This window comes from Runella aurantiaca (assembly GCF_003339505.1).
GTDB classification, from domain to species: Bacteria; Bacteroidota; Bacteroidia; order Cytophagales; family Spirosomataceae; genus Runella; species Runella aurantiaca.
Map to the genome: position 1 here is coordinate 115,791 of NZ_QPIW01000009.1, position 23,105 is coordinate 138,895.

The window sequence follows — 23,105 nt, forward strand, 5'->3', positions numbered from 1 at the left end:
ACAAATGATTATCGGTATTATTCCCGCTCGCTACGCTTCGACGCGTTTTCCGGGCAAACCCCTCATTGATATTCAAGGCAAAAGCATGATTCAGCGCGTGTACGAGCAGGCATCGCAGGCCAAATGCCTGTCGGAAGTGATTGTCGCTACCGACGATGAGCGCATTCTCCAACACGTACAAGCGTTTGGTGGCAAGGCCGTGATGACCCACCCCGACCACCCCAGCGGCACCGACCGGTGTTGGGAGGCGTATCAGTTTACAGTTCACGGTTTACAGTTTAAAAATTCAGAAACAACCGTAAATCCCAAACCCGAAACCCATTACATTATAAACATTCAAGGCGATGAACCCTTCGTGGCACCCGAGCAGATTGATGAGTTGGGAGCGGTTTTGGACGGGAGTGTAGAGTTGGCTTCGCAGATGATTCCCGTGAGCGATTATGAAGTACTTTTTGATGTGGGGGAGGCTAAAGTGATTGTAAATCAGAATTTTGAAGCCATCTATTTCAGCCGTCAGGTATTGCCTTTTCTGAAAGGAGTTGACCCCAAAGAATGGCACAAACACCACATTTATTATCGTCAGGTGGGAATGTACGCTTACCGGTCCGATATTTTAGAGAAAATTACAAAATTGCCCGTTTCTAGTTTAGAAAAAGCCGAATCCTTGGAGCAATTGCGCTGGATTCAAAACGGTTATAAAATCAAAATGGGGCTTACGGCCTACGAAAGTCATTGCATCGACACGCCTGAAGACGTAGAAAAAGTGTTGCGATTGATGGCTCAATAGTAACATTCACCTACTAAAATCGGCGACCGAAAACCACAAATCAATAACCCATGACACCCCCACCCAATACCTCTACGTTTGGCCTTTCTCCTGGTACATTGGTGTATGTGGGGCCAGAAGTGGCAAAAGATACTACCCTTAAAATCGTTAAATACAACGAGCAGTACCACGAGCAACACACCATCAAACAAATCAAAGATTGCCAGATTTCGGGCGATAAACCCTACATCAGTTGGCTAGATGTGGACGGGATTCACGAGTCGGGCGTCATTGAGGCCGTGGGGCAGTTGCACAATATTCATCCGCTTTTGTTGGAAGACATCATGAATACCCGGCAAAAGCCCAAGATTGAATTTTTTAACGAAACCTACGTGTTTGTGTCCCTCAAAATGCTGTATTGGCACGATGAGACGGGAGAAATCGAAGCGGAGCACGTGAGTTTTTTGTTGGGGAGCAATTACCTGATTTCGTTTCAGGAAAAACGTACGGGTGATATTTTTGGTCCCGTTTTGGATAGAATCAAAGCGTCGGTTGGAAAAACGCGCCGCAATGGGGCGGATTATTTGCTGTTTTCATTGATTGATTTGATTGTGGACAATTACCTCGAAATCCTTGAAAGAATGAGCGAGGAGTTGGAAGAACTGGAAGGGTTGATTTTGGCCGGAAAACACAAAGACCCCATCAGTGAACTTTATAACATGAAACGTCAGCTTACCCTCATGCGCAAATACGTATTGCCGCTGCGCGATATGTTGAGTCAGGGTCTGCGCGAAAATTCAAAACTCATTGGCAAAAGTACGTTTCCGTATTTCCGTGACGTACACGACCACGTCATCAATGCCATTGAAACCATTGACTCCAACCGTGAATTATTGACCGGGTTGATTGATATTCACTATTCTACGCTTAGCTCCCGCATGAATACCGTCATGAAAACCCTCACTATTTATTCGGCGGTTTTTATGCCCCTCACGTTTATCGTTGGAATCTACGGCATGAACTTCGACAATATGCCAGAATTGCGTCAGCCCAACGGGTATTTTTATACCATAGGCGGCATGGCGGTGTTGGCGGGGGGGCTGTTGATTTATTTTAGGCGGCGAGGTTGGATGTAAGGGATTGATAGAATAAAAATATCTTACGATTAAATGGTATATATTCCATAAAAAGACGCTCCTACGCAAGAAATTGTGCAATTTTGGGATAGACCATTTGTCGTATATGAAAGATATAAAATTAGTGGCTACCGACATGGACGGTACGTTGCTAAACTCTAAAGGGGAGTTAAACCCGGCCATCTACCCCATTTTAGCTACCCTTAAAGCCCACGGGATACGTTTTGTGGCGGCCAGTGGACGCCAGTATTTCAACCTTCAAAAACAGTTTGAGCCCGTTAAAGATGACGTGATTTTTGTGGCCGAAAACGGCAGTTACGTCGTGTACCAAAATCAAGAACTGTATGTCCAACCGCTGCAAAGAGAAATTGTTGATTCTTTGATTCTGACCTCCCGACCCATTTCGAACGCATACCCTATTTTTTGCGGCAAGAAAAAAGCCTACGTCGAAAACACCGAGCCTGCCTTTTGGGCGCAATTGACCAAGTATTTTGAACGCTACGAATTGGTGGAAAATTTGCTGGACGTCGCGGATGATGAATGCCTGAAAGTGAGCATCTGTGATTTGGACGGCTCGGCGGCCAATAGTTATCCGCACTTTAAGGCGTGGGAAGATGAAATTAAAGTGAAGGTCTCGGCGGGGATTTGGCTTGATTTGTCGCACAACTTGGCCAATAAAGGCAAAGCTATGAACGTACTTCAGCAATTGCACGGTATCTCGGCGGCCGAAACCATGGTCTTTGGCGATTACCTCAATGACTTGGAAATGATGCAGCAAGCCTATTTTTCGTACGCCATGGACAATGCCCATCCCGACATCAAAGAAGCGGCGCGTTTTAGGGCCGAATCAAACGATGAAAATGGCGTGGCTAAGGTATTGGAACAATTGATTGCGGAGCTTACAATGGTGAAGAATTAGCCCCTTTTATTCTCCCAACTTCAAATAAAGCTCTTTGGCTTCGTTGAGCGATTGGAAGATTGCGGTGCGCTCGCTGGAAAGCGTTTGCATTAGTGTAGGTTTACGCCGAAAGAGCCGTATAGCATGCCATACATGGCTCAGGCGAGTGACTCGACCCCAGTACCACAAAACAAAAAAACCGCTAAGGGGCAGACAAATTGCCAAGCCTATCGTCAGCCAGGGTAGTTGGAAAATAGCCTGAAATATCCACAGTTGGAGTCCGTAAAAGAGGGGAAATGTGAAGATTCCAAGGGTCATCATGAGGGGGGCGCGGTAGGAGATGTCTTTAGAAATCAAAGGGGTAATTTTGGAAGGTAAGATGTACGGTAGATAATTGAAAAATAGCCCGAATAGGTACACTGGAAGGCCTAAAATCAATAAACTTACGGTGCTCCTGAGATGGCGGCTGAGGTGTTGGGTTTGGGTGAAAATTTCATCTGAAAGACGGAGCTTGTGTAGTGTATCCAAATAGTTGGACATTTTGACTTGCATAGACTTAAAGAGGGCGGGGCGGTGTTGCTCAAAATACCGTACCGCCGTCACAATTTGCTTAATGAGGTCAAACTCGTCCTTTTGGGCTTTGCTGTCCAAAACCAATTCTTCAAAGAGTTGATTCTTATATAAAATTTCGACTTGTTTTACCAATGTATCTTCTTCTTCATCCTCGGTAATGATGACCGTTTCGGCCATGCGCTGTTGAATCAAGTCCGTTAGTTCTTCAACGGTTTCAAAGGACTCTGAATTGTATTTTTCTTTGAAACCAGCGAGGGCTATCGGATTGCCAACGTTGATAAACACGTCGCTTCTAAAGCGCGTAGGGTCTGAATAATTAAGACCAATCGGTAAAATTTGAAGGCCCAGTTGGAAGTTGTTTTCGTATTCAGCACCCAAGGCAATGCGGGCAGTGCCCGTTTTGAGCTCGCGCAAACGACGCTCGATTTCGCTCGTTCCTTCGGGAAAGATAAGAATCGTTCCTTTGGCTTTTAAGTAATCATAACACCGCTGAAATGTCATTTTATTGAGTTCGGCGGGGGAGAGTGGAACGTCGGAGGTGTCTTTTTTTCTATATACAGGAATGACGTGAAAATACTTGAAAACGGGTCGGGTCAATCGGTTGAAAATACCGCCGTTGGCAATAAAAGCAACCCGTTGGGGCATCAAAGTAGCCACAATGAGCGGGTCCATAAAAGTATTGGGGTGGTTGACCGCCAGAATCAACGGACCTTTGGCTTTCCGCAATTTTTCGAGTCCATGAACCTGAAACCGCCGAAAAAAGAGGCGAAGCGTAACCGTAAAAACAAACTTTAGCAAGGAGTAAAAGAGCATAATAATCCTCAGGGTCAGATTTGGCTCAAATTAGGAATTTTCGTTTAACTTTGTAAAAACTGCTTATTTTATGGTTGCATTACTTTCGCCCGAAACCACGTATAGCATCGAAGAATACTTCGAACTGGAGGCGCAATCATTGGAAAAACTGGAATATTACGACGGAAAAATAACTAAAAAGCGTGCGGCTTCCTACGTTCATAACCGCATCGCTACTAATGTCTTAACGGCATTAGGCAATGCACTTCAAGACTCGCGTTTTGAAGTTAGCAACAGTGATACCAAAATCCATATTCCCACCATTGAGAGTTTTGTGTATCCAGATGCTGTGGTGATTTGTGAAAAACCGTTGTTTTATCAAAATCGAGTAGATACCATCCTGAATCCATTGTTGATTGTGGAGGTGCTGTCGCCTTCTACGGAAGAGTATGACCGGGGCGAAAAATTCTATTTATACCGTTCGCTACCCTCATTTAAAGAATACGTGGTAGTTCATCAAAAACACGCACTGGTTTCTGCTTACTTCCGATTGAATGAAAAAGATTGGCGCACCAACGACGTAGCCAGTCTTTCAGAAACAATTCATTTACAATCAATTAATGTAACGCTGAAGCTCTCAGATATTTATCGGGGAATTGATTTGTCGGCGAGATAAAGGGAATTATTAACTATTTGTCGCAGACCAATAGAACACCGATAAAACGGACGGTTGGCCGCTGCCATGTTCCAACACGGGTTTAATCCGTGAAAACCCGTGTTTCCAAAGGAATCAGTGTCATCCGTGGGTCATTAATTAATCAATGCCCCCTTTTGTTCTAAATTAACTCCGTATTCCATCCCAAAGTACACTAAATGTCAATTCCCATTCGGCGGTACTAATGGGCTTTTGGGTATAAACAGACACTTTTGCCATTTCATTCAGCATTCCGTACACCAACGTAACGAGCAGCTCAGGGTCGGCTTCTTTGATGAGACTTTGGCGTTGGCCTTCCACCATCAATTGGTAGAGTGGTTGTTTGGTGATTTCTTTTTCGACGCGGGTCGAATCCTCTTTATGAAAGTAGGGTGAACGAAAATATTGTTCCAAAAATGCGCCGTATTCGGGGTTGTTTATGTTGTCTTCTAGGTAGTTACGGGCTATTTTTTTGATTTTGATTTTGAGTGGATCGGTCTCCGAAATTTGCGGTGCTAAATCATTGATACTGACATGCATCAGGTAATGGTATAGCTCAAAAATAAGTTGATTTTTATCCTCAAAATAAATATAAACGGTTCCCGTTGCTACGCCTGCCTCTTTGGCTAAATCCGACATTTTGAGTCCCGTCAATCCTACCCGAGCCACCATTTTGAGGGCAGTTTTGAGAATGAGCTGTACTTTGGTTTCATCTTTTGTTCTCATGATTTGGGGGCGTTGTACGGAGTTATTTACTTCAATTTAGGGTTGTAAGAAACTAAACGTACGATTTTGGTAGTAGGGGCGAGTCAGCAGTTTTTCCATGCTTGAAAAAGACTGATAAGGCCCCACCGCAATCAGGGCATTGACGAGCCAAATCGGTAGCTCACCGCCTGGGTCAACGGCAAAATTGTAGTCTATCCTCAACCGTTTGCTGTCAATTTCCTGGACTGTCCAAAGCGAATGCCAAAGAGGAATTCTAACCACTCCTTTTTTTTGGGGAGCCAACTCTGGGGCATTGTTGCCACGAATACGGAGGGTTCGGGTCGTGCGGTTCATGTCAAACTCCATACGGATAACCAAGCCACGATTCGATACAGGCCAAACCATTTCGGTTTCGCTGTAATAATAAAACTCCCGGTCGCTGATGCGCTTAACTAAATAGGCATCTGCTACCCGATACACGGCGTCTTTGTAGTGGTCGATGTCTGATACAAACGCCACAAGTTGCGATAAGGTAGCGTTGAGTTCACAGGTTACTTTTACCTCTTTCAACTTACTTCCAGTGAGGTGGCGTGAGTACACCCTGATTCCGTTTTTATCCTTTTCCAACTTCCACTCATTCTGTTCCTGACTTACGGAAGTAAATGGTAATAGAAGGAGAAAAAAGTAGAAATAATGAGTTAAGTTCCAATTTTCAAGCATACGCAATCGGCAATAAAGCGGCCGTGGCCGTAGGTAGTTTAAGTTAATAATGTTTGTAATTTCTTATTGTTTGTTAGCACTGTTTGTTAATTCATAGACTTTTTCGATGTCTAAATCCTTCATTTTGAACACATCCTGAAACGTGTACGCTACTGGAATGTCGGGCATTACACCGCGCCCTTTGTCGTAGCCCGGAAGGTTTAACACAATTTTGTACATCGGGATTCTGACCTTTGCTTTTGTGTTTGGGAGGGTAAGATAAGGGGAAATGAAGGCGTTGCAACCGTACTGCCCGCCGCCGGTTTCGCGGCCAATAACGACTGCCCTTGGGTTATATTCCTGAATGATAGAAGGGAAAATCGCCGCCGCTGAAAACGACCCGCCGTTGGTCAGTAAGTAAACCTTGCCTTTAAAACCGTATTTTTTGTTAGGGCGTATTTTTTTTGCGGTCGACCGGTTGCGAATTCGGTCGGAAGAGATTTTTTTAGACCAGAAATTACGCGCTGCAAAGCGCAGCAGTTTGCCGCCGTAATAGCGGTTGAAAGAGGGGCGCCCCCGTACGGCGTCGATGGTATCATAAACCACGAAGGTTGAGTCCAACAGATACGACATCAGGTTGACGCTGGCATCGGAGCGGCCGCCGCCATTGGCGCGTAGGTCAATGACCAAATGTTGAATGTTTTTTTGCTTAAGGGTGCGAAAAGATTTTCGGTAGAACTTGCGATGACCGCCGTCGCGGAAAGTGTTGATGTCCAGAATTGCCACGCTGCTGTCGCGCGTCGATATGTTCAAGGTGCGTCGTCTATCGACTTTGGGTGCTTTAGGGCGAGGAATGGGCGTCGTGGTCGGAACGGTGTTGGGTTTAGGCGCACCGACTGGCTTAGGAGCGTTCTTTTTGGCGGGTTTGGGAGGAGCCGTAAACGAAATTTTTAGATTATGCGACTTTCCCAAACTGTCTTTTACAGTCATAGTAAATGTGCTGTCGTTGCCGTACAAATAGCGATAAAATGAACCAAAATTGGTGTTCGCTACGGAAATTTTAAAGGTTTGGTTATAGCCATCCGATGGAATTAAATCCCACATTTCTTTCATCACTTTTTCGATGGGCCGACCATCCATGCGGGTGATTTCGCCACCCACGGCAAGGGTGGAATCTTTGGTGCGGTTTTGAGTGATACGAAGCTGATTATCAGCCCAAAAAACCGAAAGTGGAAGTTCTTTGGATTTATTTTTTTTGATGTATTTTGTGTACTGTTTGGATGGATAAATGTCGGTATGGCCGCAGCGGATGTAAGAAAAAACGGGATTGACCGTACGCCTAAATTCGCGCTCGGTCATGGAGTGGGTCAGTTGCTGAGCGGTTTTATTAAAAATCCACTGAATGGTATCGGGTGAAGAATACCGATAAATTCCTGGATGAGACTCCAGCAACGCCCGTTGCATGAGGTTGAAATCATCCTGAATTTGTTGCACCGAATACGTTTGTTTGGGGTTAAACGTGGAGCTACAGGCGGTAAACAGGCAAAGGCAGATACAACTTGCGAAAATAGAAAATTTCATCGGGTGGTGCATTTCGTTTTATGTCGCCAGAAAAATGATTTGGACAACGTAAAACCTTAATTTTTACAAAAAAATACATAAATTGCCTTAAAACAAAAACCAGCAACAAGGTGTTTTTTGGTTAATTCATTATCGAAACGATTCAATTAACTTAATCAATACATTTACGATTATGGCACGCCCGAATCTTGACCTTATTGCGGCGCTTCGTCGTACGGCCCGAAAAATCGAAAAAGGTTCACCTTATCAATGGGGCCACATGGGAAGCTGCAATTGCGGAAACTTAGCGCAGGAACTTACCCGCCTGACCAAAGCCGAAATTCATGTCCATGCCCTTGCCAATGGGCGCGGCGATTGGAACGAGCAGCTCAATGACTATTGCCCAACGAGTGGTTTGCCCATGGATTTGCTCATCGGCGAAATGATGGAGGCGGGCCTCGACCCCGACGATTTGAAGCAATTGGAACGACTGTCGGATGTCCGCATTTTGCAGCGCCTGCCCGCCGAGAAACGCTACTTGCGTCATAATTTTCGGGATGATGTGGTGCTCTACATCAGCGAATGGGCCAATATGCTCGAAGAACAATTATTGGCTCCGATTAAGCTTCCGCATTTTGAATGGAGCGAGCAAACGGTGCTTTCATAGTAATTTATTATTTTTGTTGCTCGGTATAAGATGATATAAATCAAGCGCTTATGTAATGTAAGCGCTTATTTTTTTGTAAATAAAATTGGGTTGGGCCTACCTTTTTGGATGTTTATTACCAGTGGGGAAGCACTGCTCACCCTTTGGCGCAGCCTCAAACAGTCGATTGCGCGCTGTGTTTTGGAAAGAAAAGGCTTGAAACAACAAAAAAAATGGGCCGCAAATAGCCAGCCCATTTTTGAAAATATGAGTTGTTTATATCGTAACTACTTCTTCCCCAGCGAAATTAAGTTGGCAAACAACCGATACGCACCCGATACTCCGCCAGGAAGCTCGCGGAAAAACACCAAGCCAGTATACACAAAATGGCCTTTTCCGTAGGGTGCATAAATAAGGCTACCTTCTTTGGCGGCTTCGTTGGTATCGTTGGCTGAGAAAAGGGGCGTGTAGTTTTTGTCCCATTCTACGGCAAAATAAATACCGCGCTCCTGAATCCAGCCTTCAAAGTCTTTCGACGTAATTTTGTTGGGGGTATTCAAGATAGGATGCGTGGGTTGTAAAATCCGCATTTCGGCATCCTCTTCCGTGACTCGGTCGCGGCCTACTTTAAAGGGGTACGGACCTATGTTGTTCACTTTGAGTGTATTACCAAATCCTCCCGCCGTTACGTATTGCACCACCATCGTACCGCCGTTTTTGACGTACTCCATCAATTTCTCCTGAAAATACTTGATGCGCTCTTCGGTGTTATAGGCCCGAACGCCCACTACGATGGCGTCATAAACCGCAAGATTTTTGCTGAGTGCGGCTTCATCAAGTAAGGTTACATTGCAGCCCATTTGGCGCAAGGCCGCGGGTACTTCGTCGCCTGCGCCCGCAATGTACCCGATGGTTTTTGCTTTGTTTTTGATGTCGAGTTTGACCAAGGCGGTGGTGGCCATCGGAAAAATCGTCTGCGTCGGAATGTGCTTATATTCAACCGATTTGAGGCTATAAGGACTCTCTCCGTTCTCGGTTTTGGCAATTACTTTCAGTTTTACTTCACTCTGCTGGGCAGAAGGGAAAATCTTGACGCTCACAGTTTGTTCTTGGTATTTTTCGGGCAAATCAAACGGAATTTGGGCTGGCTCCACGCGCCAGCCAGCGGGCACGTCAAACGTCAACGTCCCTTTCACTTTGGCACGGTGGGCTTTTACCACAATGTCCACCATTTTGGGTTGGTTGTCGGCAAAAACGTACACTTTTTCGCTCACGTTGGCGGTCACTTCGGGACGAATCTCGAACGGACGGTATACTTCACCATCCACGGGGTCGGTTGATTTGTAGACCCAAGGTTTGGTAAAGATAAATGATTGACCATCAATGAGGAATGTGAACGATGTTTGTAACGAAGGCACATTTTCGGGTGTGCTTAGTTTGGATTGGTCGTCAATCTGGAAAGCTCCGTTTTTGATGGGTTTTTCTAACCAATACGGCTGACTGATTTTGATTGTTTTAGGAACCTCCGCGCTGAAAGTAAAGGTTGAAAGTTCATTGTTTTTCAACTCCAATGACAACGTAGAATCTTTTTGAGCACCCCAAAATTGCACACTGGTAAGTTTGAGGGGATAATCGGCGCGTTTTACCACGCTTACCCGCACCGCCGCGCGGTCGCCTTGGGCTACGGCGTAGTCGATGGGGTTGGTTTCAAACCAAAGTCCTAAACAGTTTTGAAGCAATACTTCGATTTCGGCTTTCTTTTGCTGAACGTATTTATTTTGAGCGTCTAGCTTTCCTAATTCTTGATGAATTTTGACCAAAACTGGTACCGACGAGGCGGGATAATTGACGTTGTAATTGCGAATGGCTTGGTCTACAAGTTGCGCTACCTGCTCACTTCCTTTGACGCGGTTCCACGACATATCAACGCCGTCAAACAGGTCTTTTTCGGCGGGTACGCCGTCTTTGTGCATCATAAAATCAATGCGTGCGTTGCGGTTAGCCCCTGAGCCAAATCCCTGGCTTTTGTGTGAACTACGGCTTTCGGCGGCGATTTCAGCGTGCGATTTTCCGAGGTATGGGCTATAGCCGCCAATGTCGATGGTAATAAAACTGCCTTTATCGGTGGGTTTTTGGTTAGAAAAACCCGGTGAAAAAGTATTCCAAACCACCCGCTTGGGTTGCCACGTTTGTACTTCTTTGAGTTGTTCTGGAAATTTGGTGGGGTCGCCCGCCATATTGAAGGCCAATTCTGCTAAGAATGCCGACGAATTGTGGTGGCCGTGACCTGCCCGTGCATCTGGCGGAAAGCGCGTAATGAGTACATCGGGTTGGTTTTTACGAATGTGATACACCACGTCGGACAAAATGTTGTTTTCTCCCCAAAATTTGAGCGTTTCTTCGCGGGTTTTGGAAAAGCCAAAATCGTAGGCTCTCGAAAAAAGTTGCTCAGCTCCGTCGATGCGCCGAGCGGCCAGCAACTCCTGCGTACGGATGATGCCGATGTATTCGCCCTGCTCAGGTCCGATGAGGTTTTGACCGCCATCGCCACGCGTGAGGGCGAGGTACTGGGTCTTAACGAGTCGTTCTTTGGATAAATACGTAAGGAGTAAGGTGTTTTCGTCGTCGGGGTGAGCGGCGATGTGCATGGCGCTACCCAATACATTTAGTTTTTTAAGATTAAGGAGGATTTCGCTGGAGGTTAATGGTTTTACCTGGGCGTGGATGTTAAGGGTGGAAAGTAATAAAAGGAGAAAGAAAAAGGTGTAAGACGTAAGTTTTCTCATAGTTCGGCAAATTTGCAAGTGATTTGACAAAGCTACAAAAACCGTCGAAAATGAATACATCATTGGGTTTGCCTTTTCTTTTTTAGACCCGAATTTTTTTCAGGGACTCCATCGTACCTGCGACGGGCGGAATATAGGAACGAAGCCTTTCTTAAAAACGATGCTGTCCATGCCCCAAACAGCCATAAACTGGAACATGGTCAGATTTAGAAGATATACAAGAGAAAACTCGGCTGTTTTTGTCACGACCATAACAGCCAATTTTGCATAAATAGGCATAAAAACCACTGGGGATGCGATTTCTCAACCCTTTTTTTTACCTTTAATGCACATAAAAGAACCTCAACATGAATCAGGTAAAAAAACTAATCAGCGAAGTATTGGCGGCGCGCAATCGTTACCTTGACACTGTTAGGCAACTTTCTGAAGCGCAAGCCCAATGGAAACCTTCTCCCGATGTTTGGAATGTGGTAGACAACACGGAGCACTTGTATTGGGCCGAGCACGGCGGCATACTCGGGATGTGGAAAGTACTTCAGGCCGCCCGCGAAGGCAAAAAAATCTGGAATGGAGAGATGATTCACAAAGGACTGTCGATTGAAGAAATTGTGGAAAAGACCTGGAAGCCAAAAGAAATCGCCCCTGCAATAGCCGCTCCCCGTTTTGGTGGTCCGATCGGTTTTTGGGCGGCTTCGTTGGAAAGTCTTCAAGTGGAACTAAACGCTTTGGGGCACGAATTGCATGACGATGAGTTGGAATCCCTGATTCATCCGCATCCTATCTCTGGCCCGATTGATATTCGTCAGCGCTTTGAATTTTTGCGGTTTCACATTGATCGACATCTCAATCAGGTCGAAGAACTCAAAAACAACATGCCTGCCTGAGCCTTTGATTTAATAGCAATCTAACGTTTATTTATTTATCGCACCGTTTATGGAATTTGTGCCTCATTTACTTTTGGTTGAAGACGAAACAAAAGTGGCCGCATTTATAAAAAAAGGCTTGGAAAGACAGGGTTTTACGGTCGAAATGGCCGAAGATGGCAAATTGGGACAGCGTCTTTTTGACGAGCGCACGTTTGATCTCATCATTCTGGACGTGAATTTGCCTTTTATGGACGGGGTAGAATTGGCTGCTTACATCCGTACCAAAAATACCCAAATCCCCATTTTGATGCTTACGGCCCTGGATACTACCGCCGACAAACTGGCGGGTTTTGATGCGGGAGTTGACGATTATCTGGTCAAACCTTTTGATTTTATGGAGTTGGTGGCTCGTTTGAAGGCACTGCTCAAACGAGCCGTAAAAACCATCGAGCAGACCAACGTACTGCGAGTGGCAGACTTGGAATTAGATTTGGACCAAAAACTGGCCCGACGGGGCGGACAAACCATTGACTTGACGGCCAAGGAGTTTGCTTTATTGGAATACCTGATGCGAAATCGTGGAAGGGTGGTCTCAAAAGTAGATATTGCCGAAAAAGTATGGGACATTGATTTTGATACAGGCACCAATTTTATTGAGGTCTATATCAATTATTTACGAAAAAAAATCGACAAAGACACTGCTAACAAGCTCATCCATACGGTAGTTGGGATGGGTTATACGCTCAAGGAAAAATGACGATTCGTACCCGTTTGACGCTGCTTTTTACGGCGGTCGTCTCGATTTTATTACTGTTGTTTTGCATTGTTATTTATTTGCTCGCAGAGCGGCACCGTAAAGCCCAATTTTACGAACAACTGAAAGCCGAGGCCAATACCAACGTAGAGTTACTTTTTGGAAAAGAAACGTTCAGTCCAGAGCTTTATAAGTGGCTCGATAAGAATCATTTAACGGTTCTTAACGAAGAAGAAATTATTATCTACAATTACCGCGATTCGCTGGTGTATGAAAGTGGTACCGATTTTCTAAAAGTCGATAAGACAATCCTGAATCAAGTGCGCCTTGAGAAGGAATTTCGTTGGGATGAAGGAAAAAGAGAGGTGGTAGGTGTATTGTTTGCAGATGAATATAACCGCTTTGTGGTCTTTGCCTCGGCAGTTGATAAATACGGCCACAGCGAAGTCAGCAACCTGCTTTGGGTGATGGGAGTAGGGTGGTTTATTTCTGGTTTTATCGTCTTTTTGGTGGGGTGGTTTTATGCACACCGGGCTTTGTTGCCGCTCAAAAAACTAATTGGAAGGGTAGATGCGATTACGGCGTCACGTCTGGATTTGCGGGTAGATGTTGGAAATACACCCGACGAAATCGGTCAGCTGGCCGAACGCTTCAACCAAATGCTCGACCGTTTGGAAGAAGCGTTTCAATTACAGCGGGCGTTTGTCTCCAATGCTTCGCACGAGCTACGAACGCCGCTTACGGCCATTACGGGCCAAATTGAGGTTGCGCTGATGGACGATAACCCGCAGGAATGGCACGATACGCTCCGCTCCGTACTCGACGACGCCCGCCAGCTGAATCGACTCTCCAACGGTTTGTTGTCGCTGGCAAAGGTCAGCATGGAAGAGTCGGCCGTTAAATTGTCGGAGGTTTACCTCGACGAAATTTTTTGGCAGGTTCGTAGTGAGTTACTCAGGGCCTATCCAGGGTATACGGTTAAAGTAAATTTGGCGAATTTTTCAAATGAATCAACGCATTTCAATGTGTTAGGAAATGAACCTCTTCTTCAAATTGCGTTGACAAATTTATTGGAAAACGGGGCTAAATTCTCCCCTAACAACACAGTGGAGGTTCGTTTCAACAAGTTGGGGAGTGCTTTTGAAATCCATTTTCATAACAATGGGCCAGCCATTCCGAAAGAAGAATTACCCCTTATCTTCAAGCCATTTCGGCGCGGTTCAAACGCACGCAATATTGCTGGGCATGGTATTGGGCTTTCATTGACCGCCCGAATCATCAAATTACACCACGGTAGCCTATCGGTAGAATCGGGACCTGAGGTTGGCACTACCTTTGTGATAACGCTTCCCCAAAAATCCTAATACTTTTCTAATATCCTTCTAAGTTCCTTCCAAGGTGGCGGTAGTAGTTTTGCCTACTTAAAATAGGGCAAAAACATGACGCGCTACAAATTAGATTATTTTTCCACACCCAATCCCCAAGCCACGGTGCGCAAGCGCAGTCGTCGATGGGCGGCTACGTTTGTGGGTGGGATTGTCTTTTTGGCCTTTGCCCTGTTGTTTTTTGGCGGTCTGGACACGGCTTTTCGGTACCGAGGTCAGCACCAAAGCCTCCAGCAGCAGCACGACGCGCTTCGGTTGCGTTATGACTCGCTCTACGCGGCTAAACTGCAAACCGATAAGCAGCTCAATATGATTCGTAAGCAATTGGAGTTGCTCCAGAAGTCAACACCTTAATTTTCTAAGTTACTTCTAATTTGGTTATAATATCCCTCTAATAGTAGCACGCTACTTTTGTATCATCAAAAAAAACAACGACATTCTCTTGGATGACGGGGCATCCTTAAAACCTCCCCGGATAAGGTAGAGTAGTAATGGCTGTAGTGACTTTAGACAGGATAAATGATTGGTTTGTCCTGTCTTTTTTTGTCCTAAAGTTCTCGAAAAGTAAATTTTAAACACACATTAACCGCTAAAATACCATGAAAATCATCGCTCCAAATTTATACATTGGTTTAGGAAGTGCCGTATATGCACTCATAAAAATAGACGGACAATTGCAGGATCAGGAATCCCTGAAAGCCCGAAAAGTACTGATTAACGAGCCACATGGGGAGTTGGCGATGCAATCTTTTCAGTTGCGAGAGCATTACCAAACCCCCGTTGAAGAGGCCTACAATTTTGCCATGCGCTGCTTCGCGTCGCACAGTAAAGACCTGGATGATTCTACACGCGAATATTTTATTAAGATAATGACCGATATAGCACAAGCTGATGAGAGAGTATCAGGAAAAGAAACAGAATTTATTCGCCGGTTCAGACGCGATATACGCAAAGTATAAGAGGAGAGAAGAAAGGGACGCGGATTTCTAAGGCAATTCTAATCTTGGCCTAATATCCCTCTAAGACCAGCGCCGTACTTTTGTAGTGTCAAAAGACAACAACATTTGCTAAGTATTCCAAAACATAATAATTATCATGAAATCGTTCATTCAATCATTTATCGTCTTAATTTTGTTGGGTTCGTCGTCTGTATTGGCGCAAAATGCATCCATTAACTCACCGCATAATTACAAGCGTCCGGTTTCGCAGAAAGCGCCGCAAAATGCATCGTCGTTGGTCGTTTCGTCAAATGAGCGTGTCATGCCGCTTGAATTAAAAAATAATGTCCAATCGGTACATAATTATAAGCGTCAGGGAAAGGTCAATTTTGAGCAGGAGGCAACGGTGGTTATGAGTGTGCCAACGATTGGGCTCGAACCCCAAAATCCGCTGGTATTACCTAATCACTACAAAAGCCAGGCTAAGCCCGCGCAAGTGGATGAAAGGGTAGCTCGCAAAGCGAAAAAAACAAATGTGCAGGCAGATAGTTTAAGTAAATAAAACATGCTTCATAAGGGTAACCTTATGGAAACCCTCGCTGATGGTGTGGGGAGCACAAGAAAGCACCATTTCGTTTAGATTAAGAATTGTAGTACATAGTTCCACTGAGAAGATTCTCGGTGGAACTTTTACATTTATGTCAATCTAAACCCGTAATGCCATTATTTTTGGCAGAAATAAATTACTTCGTTGGCTGGCAACGCAAAGCGTTTTACTTCTTCAGGGCTGAGCTCGTTCATGACGAAACGGTCTTCGGTTACTTTAAATCCTCCTTTTTCAAGACGTTTGCCGTAATCTCGCCCAAAAAGACGAAGGTGGTCGTCCTGCCAATAGTGCTTTTCGCGCTCTTTGGGGTCGGTGATGGTCGGATCTTCAAACGTTTCGGCCCTTGACCAATCTTGCGGTGATTGAATGATGGCCCAGCCACCGGGCTTGAGCACGCGATAAAGTTCGGACATGGCTTTGATGTCGTCGTCTACGTGTTCCATGACGTGATTACAAAAAGCGACATCAAACGTATTGGCTTCAAACGGAATCTGGTGAATGTCCATTTTTACCTTTGCCAAAGGAGACTCAATATCGGCGGTGATATAATCCAGATTTTTCATCTTCTCGAAGCGGTCGATGAAACAATACTCCGGTGCTACGTGTAGCAATTTGAGATTAGCTTTGAAAAACGGCGTTTTGCGCTGTAAGTACAAATACATCAATCGGTGACGTTCTAGTGATAAACAGCTGGGACACAGGGCATTGTCTCTGCCTGAACGACCATAAGGCAGAAATTTTCTGAATTCGCTGCCGCAGACGCTGCATTCGACTCCCTTACCACGATAAAAAACCGACAGTACTTTGACGCCAAAATGACTGACTAATTGTAAATATTTGCGCGGTACGTGTCGTAACACCCAACTGATGATGTCTTTCATTCGAGAATTTTATGAGATTTTTATTCAACAAGTCCTGCAAAGTTTTTACTTTTCGGTTTAAAAGCAAAACTTAAAGACACCTACCACAAAGATGATTCCGAAAACGTCAAAACCACCCGGCCAAAAATTGGTAAAACGCATGAACTCCCGAACAAAGTGGCTCCTGTTGGCCCCGACAAGTTTGGTCGTGATTGGGTACGGACTGTGTGTATTTAGTGAGGCAGGGCATTTAAAACATACCAACGCTCCTTTCAGACAATGGTTTTTGATGGGAACGTATAGCTTAATCGTCATCAATGCGGGTATTTCACTGTTTGGTCAAGCCGTTATTTTTCGCGTACAATACCAATACCGTCAGGAAGTGCGCCGGAAATTGAGAAAAATGCAAAAGGAGTTTGAAACTGCCCTTAAAAAGAAAAATGCCGCTCAAGGCGGCAAAATTGGCTAGGCTTTGGCGGCAAACTCTGCCTTGATTGCCTCGATGTCAATTTTCTTAATTTCTGGTTTCCACGTGCGGTGCTTAATAAGAGCCTCTTTGTTTTGTGGAATCATTACGTTGCGCTTTGCTTTGCGCAAAAGTTTGGTCACGCCCATTGTAGTATTATCTTTTAATGTTGATTCTAAAATTGAGCCGCAAAAATACGGACTTCTTTCCGAAAAAAATAAACCATGCGCCTATTTTTTTCAAAGAGGATGCTACTTTTGCGGTTTAATAGTTGGGAGTGGCTTGTGAATAGTGACTATTACTCACCAACCACGAACTGCTAATCACCAACCACGAAAATAATGAGTAAACCTTCTCTGGCCCGTGGAACGCGCGATTTTGGGCCCGCGCAGATGGCCAAGCGTAACTATATTTTTGATACCATTCGCCGTATTTTTCAACGTTATGGGTTTCAGCCTATCGAGACGCCTGCCATTGAAAATCTTTCGGTGCTGATGGGTAAATACGGCGATGAAGGAGACCAACTCCTCTTCAAAATTCTTAATTCGGGCAATTTTGCCGAGGGCCTCACCGAAGCCCAATGGCAGGAAGGTCACAAAAAACTCACCCTCAAAGTCTCTGAAAAAGGATTGCGTTATGATCTGACGGTGCCTTTTGCCCGGTTTGTGGTGATGAACCGCAGCGATTTGGTGATGCCCTTTAAGCGGTACCAAATTCAGCCCGTATGGCGGGCCGACCGTCCGCAGCGGGGACGTTATCGGGAGTTTTATCAGTGTGATGCCGACGTCGTTGGGACAGATTCTCTGCTGTGCGAAGCCGAGATTGTGCTGATGATTCATGAAGTGCTGCGTGGATTGGGCGTGTTGGATTTTACCGTAAAAATCAACAATCGTAAGATTTTGAGCGGCATCGCCGAAATCATCGGTGCGCCGGGACAGGAAGGGCCGATGTGCGTGGCGATTGATAAATTGGATAAAATCGGCAAAGAAAAAGTCGAGCAGGAGCTTTTGGAGCGTGGCTTTTCAGCCGAGGCGATTGAGAAATTGCAGCCTATTTATGAATTAGCCAACAATCAAACCGATATTTTCGACAATCTCCGCCAATGGCTGGCAGGCTCCGAAATCGGCTCCAAAGGGGTGGCAGAGTTGGAAGAAGTTTGGACCAAAGTGACGAACTTTGGCTTGCCGTCTCCCCAACTGCAATTGGACGTGACACTGGCGCGTGGTTTAAGCTATTATACTGGGGCTATTTTTGAAGTAAAAGCCAACGGAGTACAAATGGGAAGTATCTCGGGCGGTGGCCGCTACGATAACCTGACGGGGACGTTTGGAATGCCCGGGCTGTCGGGTGTGGGGATTTCGTTTGGCGTAGACCGTATTTATGATGTGATGGAAGAGTTGAAGCTTTTTCCTGAAAATCAATCTATTACTACCCAAGTGATGATTACGAACTTTGACGCCGACGCCGAAGCCTACGGATTGGGGGTATTGCGCCAATTGCGCGAAGCGGGCGTCAACGCCGAGCTGTATCCTGATGCCTCAAAACTCAAAAAACAATTCGACTATGCCGACCGCAAACGCATTCCGTACGTGTTAATTATCGGCTCAGAAGAAATTCAAACGGGAGTATTATCTCTCAAAAACATGCATTCGGGTGAGCAGCAGAAATTGACTTTGGCGGAGATATTGGACCGCATTGCCTAACAAAAGATGTTTACCTGAATACGGATGACTTACCTTTGGAGTAAAAAATAACGTTTTCCTCAACACAATAAAGGCTGCGAAGTAATACTCCGCAGCCTTTATTGTTATTCATACTCCGTAATTCTTAGGGATTTTTCTTCTTTAATTGTTGGCGTTTTGCCTCAGTTTGTTTCTTGGCATCGTCCGATTGTTTTTTAGCTTCTTCAGCGGCTTTCATGGAGCGCTCTAGAATATCGGAGAACTTCGATTTCTTTTTCACGCCCGATGCAATCTTCTTGCGATTTTCTTCCAGAATCGCCCGGATTTTATCATCGTTTACAAAGCGACGAATAATCTGCTGTTGAAGAATGGTCACGACGTTGGAAACCAAATAATAAAAGCTCAGACCCGCAGGAAACGAGTTCATGATAAACATAAACATGACAGGCATGAAGTACGTCAACATGCGCATATCGGGCATACCTGGCTGCTGTACTTGCGTTGGCGTGATTTGGTTGTTATACCATGCGTACACTAATTGTGAAACCGTCATGGCCAGGGTGAAAATACTCACGTGCGCACCGTAGAACGGAATCGAGAAAGGCAACTTGATGGGTGCGTCATAGGTAGAAAGGTCGCTTGCCCACAAGAAAGCCTCCTGACGAAGTTCAATCAAGTTAGGAAACAGAAAGAACAACGACATCAAAATTGGCATCGTTGCCAATACTGGAATACAACCGCTCAACGGACTGACGCCTACTTGCTGGTAGAGTTTCATTTGCTCCTGTTGCATTTTGGCGGCATCGTCGCCCACTTTTTCGCGTATCACCGCCAACTCAGGCGCTAGCATTCGCATCTTGGCCATACTCACGTACGATTTATACACGAGTGGCGTCATCACGAGCTTGACAATCAGTACCAGAACAATGATTAAAATTCCGTAATTGCTGAAGAATTTCTCCAGAAAGTTGAACATCGGAACAAAGAAGAACTTGTTGAGCGGCTTCAGGATAGCGTAGCCTAGGTCTACGTTGTCGCCAAAATCAGGGGCAGCTTTTACTTCTTTTACCACCTGATAATCGTTAGGCCCGAAAAATAACTGGAAGTTCCCTTTGCCAGCTTTCAAATCTGCCGTGGCCAGCGAACCCTCACTTTGCATGGTTTTGATATAGGTCGTATCCGTAGCATCCACCAGTGATTTTAGGGTTACGTTGCTCAGTGCCGTGCCTTTTGTAATGAATGCCGTTAGGAAGTACTTGTTTTTGTGCGAAAACCACGAAACAGGTTGTTCGATTTTTTCTTCCACATTTTCGCTTTGGCCAACACCGATGTTGGAAAGAGAACCTTCTGAGTAGTAATTGGTGGTCACTACTTTGCGGTTTTCAGCCATATCGTTTTCGAGTTGTTTGAGTTTGTCTTGCCACACAAGGCGTGTAGGCTCATTTTTGACAAGCCCGTCTAGTCCGACCAATTGCACATCATAATCAATTAGGTAACCGTTACCTTGTATGGTGTAGGTTTGCTCTACATACTGGTTGTTGCCCATTGGCAGGCGAAACGATACTTTTGCGGATTTGCCAGCGGTGATGGTTTGGCTTTGTGCATCGGTGGTGAAATATAACTCCGAAAGATTAACCGTTCCTTTGTTGGTAGGAAGTTCAAGGCTGAAAGCACTGCTTTGTTCATCAATCAGATACAAGGGTTGCAGCGTGTACGTTTTGTATTTCTTGAGCAATACTTCTTTGACATTTCCGCCCTTGGTACTGAATGTAACACGCACATCGTCGTTTTCTACGACAATGTCGCGGGCCGTTCCCTGCGCCGCACTTGCAAAGTCACCATAGACCGCTTGGGCCGTGATGGAATCCAATTTCTTTTGGGCCGGAGCCGTGGCCGCGGGTCTCGGTGCGTTTTTGGCTTGCTCCGCAGGATTAGGCTTGGTTGGTTCAGGACTTGGGGCCAAGAGCTGGTACCCAATCAGCATCGTCATAATCAGCGCTAATCCAATGATTTGATTTCTCTCCATTTGTTTGGTTTTGACGTTATATGTTACACGTTGTCCGTTAGCCGTAAATCAGTTTGTTGCTTTTTTCTGATTACCCGTTAAACTTTAACGTTTAACTATCTTTTTTTAAAACGGCTGCAAAGTTAGTGAGTTTTCAAGAAATAGCACTTGAAGGAAGGATAAGCGGTAATATTTTACCGAAAATTTAACTTGTACAGTTAAAAAATTAATAATAGCTGAAAATTTTCTTGACACAATCACGTTAAAGAGTTATCATTGCGAAACTTTCTGGCAGTACTGCGGTTACAATCTGATACCGGTTCATCCAAATACCGCCTCTCTTGTTCAGTTTCAGCTTACATTCAGATATTTTCCTGGTTTGCTCTCTAATTGTTAAACACTTAATAGTCAACGATTTTCTTGCGTAAAGATTCTCTTTACTCTCCTCTATTTTATGCTCAGCATTGACGATCTTAACCTCAAGCTCCTGTCCGAGCTACGGGTACTTGCCGAACAACTCGGTATCAAAGACCAAAACAAGTATTCTAAAAAAGACCTCATTAACCGAATTTTCGAACAGCAAACGGCATCAGCGGCTTCCGAAGCTGTTATTCCGCCCAAGCGCGCTCGTAAACCGGCCAGCAGTACGCCTGCCCCTGCACCTTCTGTTCCTAAAGAGGAAGAGATGCCTATTCCTTCGGCTCCCGTCGTTGAAGAAAAAGTGGTGAAAAAAGCAGAAGAGCCAGTAAAGCAGATGCCTATTGCCCACAAACGCTCACAATCTCATTCATTTGTGTCAGACAACTCCGATAAACGTTCAAAGCGTCAACGAATACAAAAAGAAAAAGAAGACGAGCCTGAACTTTCCTTTTTCAATGCCCCTGCGGAAGTGGCTGTTCCTCAAGAACCTGCCGCCATTTCAGAAGAAATGGTGCCCGCTTCGTTGATGGAAGAAGGAGAAGATTTCGGTGATCTTAAAATTGATTTGCCCGAAGAAGAATTTCTGGATACTTCCTTTATTACGGAAAGCCTCGAAGTAGAGCCGGTAGCGGAGGTTGGCCCACCCAAACCCGAAGAACGCCCTCGTGAATATCGGGGCGATGAGGTCCACAACAAAATCAAACGTCAGTATAATAACTACGTAAAAGAATTTGACGGACTGATTGTCAACGAAGGGGTGCTCGAAATTATGTCGGATGGCGGGTACGGATTTCTGCGCTCGGCCGATTATAACTACCTCGCCAGCCCCGATGACATTTATGTATCACCGTCACAAATCAAACTTTTTGGTTTGAAAACGGGCGATAGTATTCGTGGCTCGGTTCGACCGCCCAAAGAAGGTGAAAAATATTTTGCCTTGCTCCGCGTTGAAACTGTCAACGGAAAAACCACCGAAGAAATTCGTGACCGTATTCCGTTTGAGTATTTAACGCCTTTATTTCCAGAAGAACATATCAAGTTGAGCGGCAAAGCCGACAACTACTCGGCGCGGGTATTGGACTTGTTTGCCCCTATCGGTAAAGGCCAACGTGGTATGATTGTGGCCCAACCCAAAACGGGTAAAACCGTGTTGTTGAAAGAGATAGCCAACGCCATTACGCGCAATCACCCCGAAATTTATTTAATTATTCTTCTTATCGACGAGCGTCCTGAGGAAGTAACCGATATGCAACGCAGTGTGCGGGCCGAAGTGATTTCGTCTACCTTTGACGAGCAGGCCGACCGCCACGTAAAAGTGTCGGGCATGGTGCTCGAAAAAGCCAAACGAATGGTAGAATGTGGCCACGATGTGGTCATCCTGCTAGACTCAATTACGCGTTTGGCGCGGGCGTACAATACCGTCACTCCCGCTTCGGGTAAAATCCTGTCGGGTGGGGTGGATGCCAACGCCTTGCATAAACCCAAACGCTTTTTTGGAGCGGCTCGTAACGTGGAGCACGGTGGCTCGCTGACCATCATTGCCACGGCCTTGATTGATACGGGTTCAAAAATGGACGAAGTAATCTTTGAAGAATTCAAAGGAACGGGTAACATGGAACTCCAACTTGACCGTCGTTTGGCCAACAAACGTATTTATCCTGCCGTTGACGTGATGGCTTCAGGAACGCGCCGGGAAGATTTGTTGCTTGACAAAGAAACCCTACAACGTATGTGGATTCTGCGTAAGCACTTGTCTGACATGAATCCCAACGAAGCGATGGACTTCCTGCTCGACCGCATGAAAGGTACCCGCAGCAACGAAGAGTTTCTGGTTTCAATGAACCGATAAGCTATACAAGTGGATTTT

22 protein-coding genes are annotated in these 23,105 nt (G+C 45.3%); 14 read left to right on the forward strand and 8 right to left on the reverse strand.

The annotated features are described in order from the left end of the window. Positions 1 to 4 precede the first annotated feature (4 nt). From kdsB to DVG78_RS13120, 3 genes are all read left to right on the forward strand, one after another. Complete coding sequence (kdsB, locus tag DVG78_RS13110; protein ID WP_114461529.1) at positions 5 to 787, forward strand: 3-deoxy-manno-octulosonate cytidylyltransferase; 783 nt, start codon at positions 5 to 7, stop codon at positions 785 to 787. Between the two features lie 50 nt (positions 788 to 837). After that, the gene (corA, locus tag DVG78_RS13115; RefSeq protein WP_114461530.1) at positions 838 to 1,902 is read left to right on the forward strand and encodes a magnesium/cobalt transporter CorA; all 1,065 of its coding nucleotides are present in this window, start codon (positions 838 to 840) and stop codon (positions 1,900 to 1,902) included. 106 nt (positions 1,903 to 2,008) lie between these two features. Next, the gene (locus DVG78_RS13120; RefSeq protein WP_114461531.1) at positions 2,009 to 2,821 is read left to right on the forward strand and encodes an HAD family hydrolase; all 813 of its coding nucleotides are present in this window, start codon (positions 2,009 to 2,011) and stop codon (positions 2,819 to 2,821) included. 6 nt (positions 2,822 to 2,827) lie between these two features. On the opposite strand, the gene DVG78_RS13125 is transcribed toward DVG78_RS13120, so the two are convergent. Then, positions 2,828 to 4,186: a lysophospholipid acyltransferase family protein gene (locus DVG78_RS13125; RefSeq protein ID WP_114461532.1), complete on the reverse strand. Its 1,359-nt coding sequence runs from the start codon at positions 4,184 to 4,186 to the stop codon at positions 2,828 to 2,830. 70 nt (positions 4,187 to 4,256) lie between these two features. On the opposite strand from DVG78_RS13125, the gene DVG78_RS13130 reads away from it, so the two are divergent. Further along, entirely contained in the window at positions 4,257 to 4,841 is a 585-nt protein-coding gene (locus tag DVG78_RS13130; RefSeq protein WP_114461533.1) for a Uma2 family endonuclease, read from the forward strand. A 165-nt stretch (positions 4,842 to 5,006) separates the two neighbouring features. On the opposite strand, the gene DVG78_RS13135 is transcribed toward DVG78_RS13130, so the two are convergent. The 3 genes from DVG78_RS13135 to DVG78_RS13145 form a co-directional block, all read right to left on the reverse strand. After that, positions 5,007 to 5,585 (reverse strand): TetR/AcrR family transcriptional regulator, encoded by a 579-nt coding sequence (locus DVG78_RS13135; protein ID WP_114461534.1) that lies wholly within the window; start codon positions 5,583 to 5,585, stop codon positions 5,007 to 5,009. Between the two features lie 36 nt (positions 5,586 to 5,621). Continuing rightward, positions 5,622 to 6,284, reverse strand: a complete 663-nt coding sequence (locus tag DVG78_RS13140) for an SRPBCC family protein (protein ID WP_114461535.1) — start codon at positions 6,282 to 6,284, stop codon at positions 5,622 to 5,624. A gap of 63 nt (positions 6,285 to 6,347) precedes the next feature. Next, positions 6,348 to 7,844: a S41 family peptidase gene (locus tag DVG78_RS13145; protein ID WP_158550025.1), complete on the reverse strand. Its 1,497-nt coding sequence runs from the start codon at positions 7,842 to 7,844 to the stop codon at positions 6,348 to 6,350. 172 nt (positions 7,845 to 8,016) lie between these two features. Between DVG78_RS13145 and DVG78_RS13150 the strand changes: the two genes are divergently transcribed. Further along, on the forward strand, positions 8,017 to 8,490 hold the full coding sequence (locus DVG78_RS13150; RefSeq protein ID WP_114461537.1) for a hypothetical protein: 474 nt from the start codon (positions 8,017 to 8,019) through the stop codon (positions 8,488 to 8,490). Positions 8,491 to 8,756: 266 nt separating this feature from the next. Here the strand turns inward: DVG78_RS13150 and DVG78_RS13155 are convergent, their stop codons facing one another. Beyond that, positions 8,757 to 11,255, reverse strand: a complete 2,499-nt coding sequence (locus DVG78_RS13155; protein WP_114461538.1) for a PIG-L family deacetylase — start codon at positions 11,253 to 11,255, stop codon at positions 8,757 to 8,759. Positions 11,256 to 11,602: 347 nt separating this feature from the next. Here DVG78_RS13155 and DVG78_RS13165 point away from each other — a divergent pair, with 347 nt between their 5' ends. The 6 genes from DVG78_RS13165 to DVG78_RS13190 all read left to right on the forward strand — a co-directional run bounded on the left by DVG78_RS13165 (position 11,603) and on the right by DVG78_RS13190 (position 15,760). Continuing rightward, on the forward strand, positions 11,603 to 12,139 hold the full coding sequence (locus tag DVG78_RS13165; protein ID WP_114461540.1) for a DinB family protein: 537 nt from the start codon (positions 11,603 to 11,605) through the stop codon (positions 12,137 to 12,139). Between the two features lie 49 nt (positions 12,140 to 12,188). Next, entirely contained in the window at positions 12,189 to 12,878 is a 690-nt protein-coding gene (locus tag DVG78_RS13170) for a response regulator transcription factor (RefSeq protein WP_114461541.1), read from the forward strand. Beyond that, positions 12,875 to 14,239: a HAMP domain-containing sensor histidine kinase gene (locus tag DVG78_RS13175; RefSeq protein WP_114461542.1), complete on the forward strand. Its 1,365-nt coding sequence runs from the start codon at positions 12,875 to 12,877 to the stop codon at positions 14,237 to 14,239. The genes DVG78_RS13170 and DVG78_RS13175 overlap by 4 nt, the downstream gene beginning before the upstream one ends. Positions 14,240 to 14,314: 75 nt before the next feature. Then, entirely contained in the window at positions 14,315 to 14,614 is a 300-nt protein-coding gene (locus DVG78_RS13180; protein WP_114461543.1) for a hypothetical protein, read from the forward strand. 245 nt (positions 14,615 to 14,859) lie between these two features. After that, positions 14,860 to 15,219, forward strand: coding sequence for a TerB family tellurite resistance protein (locus DVG78_RS13185; protein WP_114461544.1), 360 nt, complete (start codon positions 14,860 to 14,862; stop codon positions 15,217 to 15,219). 136 nt (positions 15,220 to 15,355) lie between these two features. Next, a complete protein-coding gene (locus DVG78_RS13190) occupies positions 15,356 to 15,760 on the forward strand; it encodes a hypothetical protein (RefSeq protein WP_114461545.1) in 405 nt (134 codons plus the stop codon). Positions 15,761 to 15,921: 161 nt separating this feature from the next. Here the strand turns inward: DVG78_RS13190 and DVG78_RS13195 are convergent, their stop codons facing one another. Next, positions 15,922 to 16,686: a class I SAM-dependent methyltransferase gene (locus tag DVG78_RS13195; protein ID WP_114461546.1), complete on the reverse strand. Its 765-nt coding sequence runs from the start codon at positions 16,684 to 16,686 to the stop codon at positions 15,922 to 15,924. A 139-nt stretch (positions 16,687 to 16,825) separates the two neighbouring features. On the opposite strand from DVG78_RS13195, the gene DVG78_RS13200 reads away from it, so the two are divergent. Beyond that, positions 16,826 to 17,134: a hypothetical protein gene (locus tag DVG78_RS13200; RefSeq protein ID WP_114461631.1), complete on the forward strand. Its 309-nt coding sequence runs from the start codon at positions 16,826 to 16,828 to the stop codon at positions 17,132 to 17,134. Here DVG78_RS13200 and DVG78_RS30230 read toward each other — a convergent pair. Further along, a complete protein-coding gene (locus DVG78_RS30230; RefSeq protein WP_013929369.1) occupies positions 17,131 to 17,280 on the reverse strand; it encodes a hypothetical protein in 150 nt (49 codons plus the stop codon). The two genes, DVG78_RS13200 and DVG78_RS30230, sit on opposite strands and share 4 nt — an antisense overlap. A gap of 192 nt (positions 17,281 to 17,472) precedes the next feature. Here DVG78_RS30230 and hisS point away from each other — a divergent pair, with 192 nt between their 5' ends. Beyond that, positions 17,473 to 18,834 carry a histidine--tRNA ligase gene (gene hisS / locus DVG78_RS13205; protein ID WP_114461547.1) on the forward strand — a complete coding sequence of 454 codons (1,362 nt, stop codon included), beginning with the start codon at positions 17,473 to 17,475 and terminating at the stop codon, positions 18,832 to 18,834. A gap of 124 nt (positions 18,835 to 18,958) precedes the next feature. On the opposite strand, the gene yidC is transcribed toward hisS, so the two are convergent. Next, complete coding sequence (yidC, locus tag DVG78_RS13210; RefSeq protein ID WP_114461548.1) at positions 18,959 to 20,839, reverse strand: membrane protein insertase YidC; 1,881 nt, start codon at positions 20,837 to 20,839, stop codon at positions 18,959 to 18,961. A gap of 433 nt (positions 20,840 to 21,272) precedes the next feature. Here yidC and rho point away from each other — a divergent pair, with 433 nt between their 5' ends. Continuing rightward, positions 21,273 to 23,087: a transcription termination factor Rho gene (rho, locus tag DVG78_RS13215; protein ID WP_114461549.1), complete on the forward strand. Its 1,815-nt coding sequence runs from the start codon at positions 21,273 to 21,275 to the stop codon at positions 23,085 to 23,087. Positions 23,088 to 23,105: the final 18 nt, after the last annotated feature.

What these genes read in the sequence shown, in the direction of transcription:
- rho (WP_114461549.1), top strand. Translation starts at nt 21,273, where the DNA reads ATGCTCAGCATTGACGATCTTAACCTCAAGCTCCTGTCCGAGCTACGG.
- DVG78_RS30230 (WP_013929369.1), bottom strand. Translation starts at nt 17,280, where the DNA reads ATGGGCGTGACCAAACTTTTGCGCAAAGCAAAGCGCAACGTAATGATT.
- DVG78_RS13170 (WP_114461541.1), top strand. Translation starts at nt 12,189, where the DNA reads ATGGAATTTGTGCCTCATTTACTTTTGGTTGAAGACGAAACAAAAGTG.
- DVG78_RS13135 (WP_114461534.1), bottom strand. Translation starts at nt 5,585, where the DNA reads ATGAGAACAAAAGATGAAACCAAAGTACAGCTCATTCTCAAAACTGCC.
- DVG78_RS13175 (WP_114461542.1), top strand. Translation starts at nt 12,875, where the DNA reads ATGACGATTCGTACCCGTTTGACGCTGCTTTTTACGGCGGTCGTCTCG.
- DVG78_RS13120 (WP_114461531.1), top strand. Translation starts at nt 2,009, where the DNA reads ATGAAAGATATAAAATTAGTGGCTACCGACATGGACGGTACGTTGCTA.
- DVG78_RS13200 (WP_114461631.1), top strand. Translation starts at nt 16,826, where the DNA reads ATGAACTCCCGAACAAAGTGGCTCCTGTTGGCCCCGACAAGTTTGGTC.
- kdsB (WP_114461529.1), top strand. Translation starts at nt 5, where the DNA reads ATGATTATCGGTATTATTCCCGCTCGCTACGCTTCGACGCGTTTTCCG.
- corA (WP_114461530.1), top strand. Translation starts at nt 838, where the DNA reads ATGACACCCCCACCCAATACCTCTACGTTTGGCCTTTCTCCTGGTACA.
- hisS (WP_114461547.1), top strand. Translation starts at nt 17,473, where the DNA reads ATGAGTAAACCTTCTCTGGCCCGTGGAACGCGCGATTTTGGGCCCGCG.
- DVG78_RS13195 (WP_114461546.1), bottom strand. Translation starts at nt 16,686, where the DNA reads ATGAAAGACATCATCAGTTGGGTGTTACGACACGTACCGCGCAAATAT.
- DVG78_RS13185 (WP_114461544.1), top strand. Translation starts at nt 14,860, where the DNA reads ATGAAAATCATCGCTCCAAATTTATACATTGGTTTAGGAAGTGCCGTA.
- DVG78_RS13190 (WP_114461545.1), top strand. Translation starts at nt 15,356, where the DNA reads ATGAAATCGTTCATTCAATCATTTATCGTCTTAATTTTGTTGGGTTCG.
- DVG78_RS13150 (WP_114461537.1), top strand. Translation starts at nt 8,017, where the DNA reads ATGGCACGCCCGAATCTTGACCTTATTGCGGCGCTTCGTCGTACGGCC.
- yidC (WP_114461548.1), bottom strand. Translation starts at nt 20,839, where the DNA reads ATGGAGAGAAATCAAATCATTGGATTAGCGCTGATTATGACGATGCTG.
- DVG78_RS13130 (WP_114461533.1), top strand. Translation starts at nt 4,257, where the DNA reads ATGGTTGCATTACTTTCGCCCGAAACCACGTATAGCATCGAAGAATAC.
- DVG78_RS13155 (WP_114461538.1), bottom strand. Translation starts at nt 11,255, where the DNA reads ATGAGAAAACTTACGTCTTACACCTTTTTCTTTCTCCTTTTATTACTT.
- DVG78_RS13125 (WP_114461532.1), bottom strand. Translation starts at nt 4,186, where the DNA reads ATGCTCTTTTACTCCTTGCTAAAGTTTGTTTTTACGGTTACGCTTCGC.
- DVG78_RS13180 (WP_114461543.1), top strand. Translation starts at nt 14,315, where the DNA reads ATGACGCGCTACAAATTAGATTATTTTTCCACACCCAATCCCCAAGCC.
- DVG78_RS13165 (WP_114461540.1), top strand. Translation starts at nt 11,603, where the DNA reads ATGAATCAGGTAAAAAAACTAATCAGCGAAGTATTGGCGGCGCGCAAT.
- DVG78_RS13145 (WP_158550025.1), bottom strand. Translation starts at nt 7,844, where the DNA reads ATGAAATTTTCTATTTTCGCAAGTTGTATCTGCCTTTGCCTGTTTACC.
- DVG78_RS13140 (WP_114461535.1), bottom strand. Translation starts at nt 6,284, where the DNA reads ATGCTTGAAAATTGGAACTTAACTCATTATTTCTACTTTTTTCTCCTT.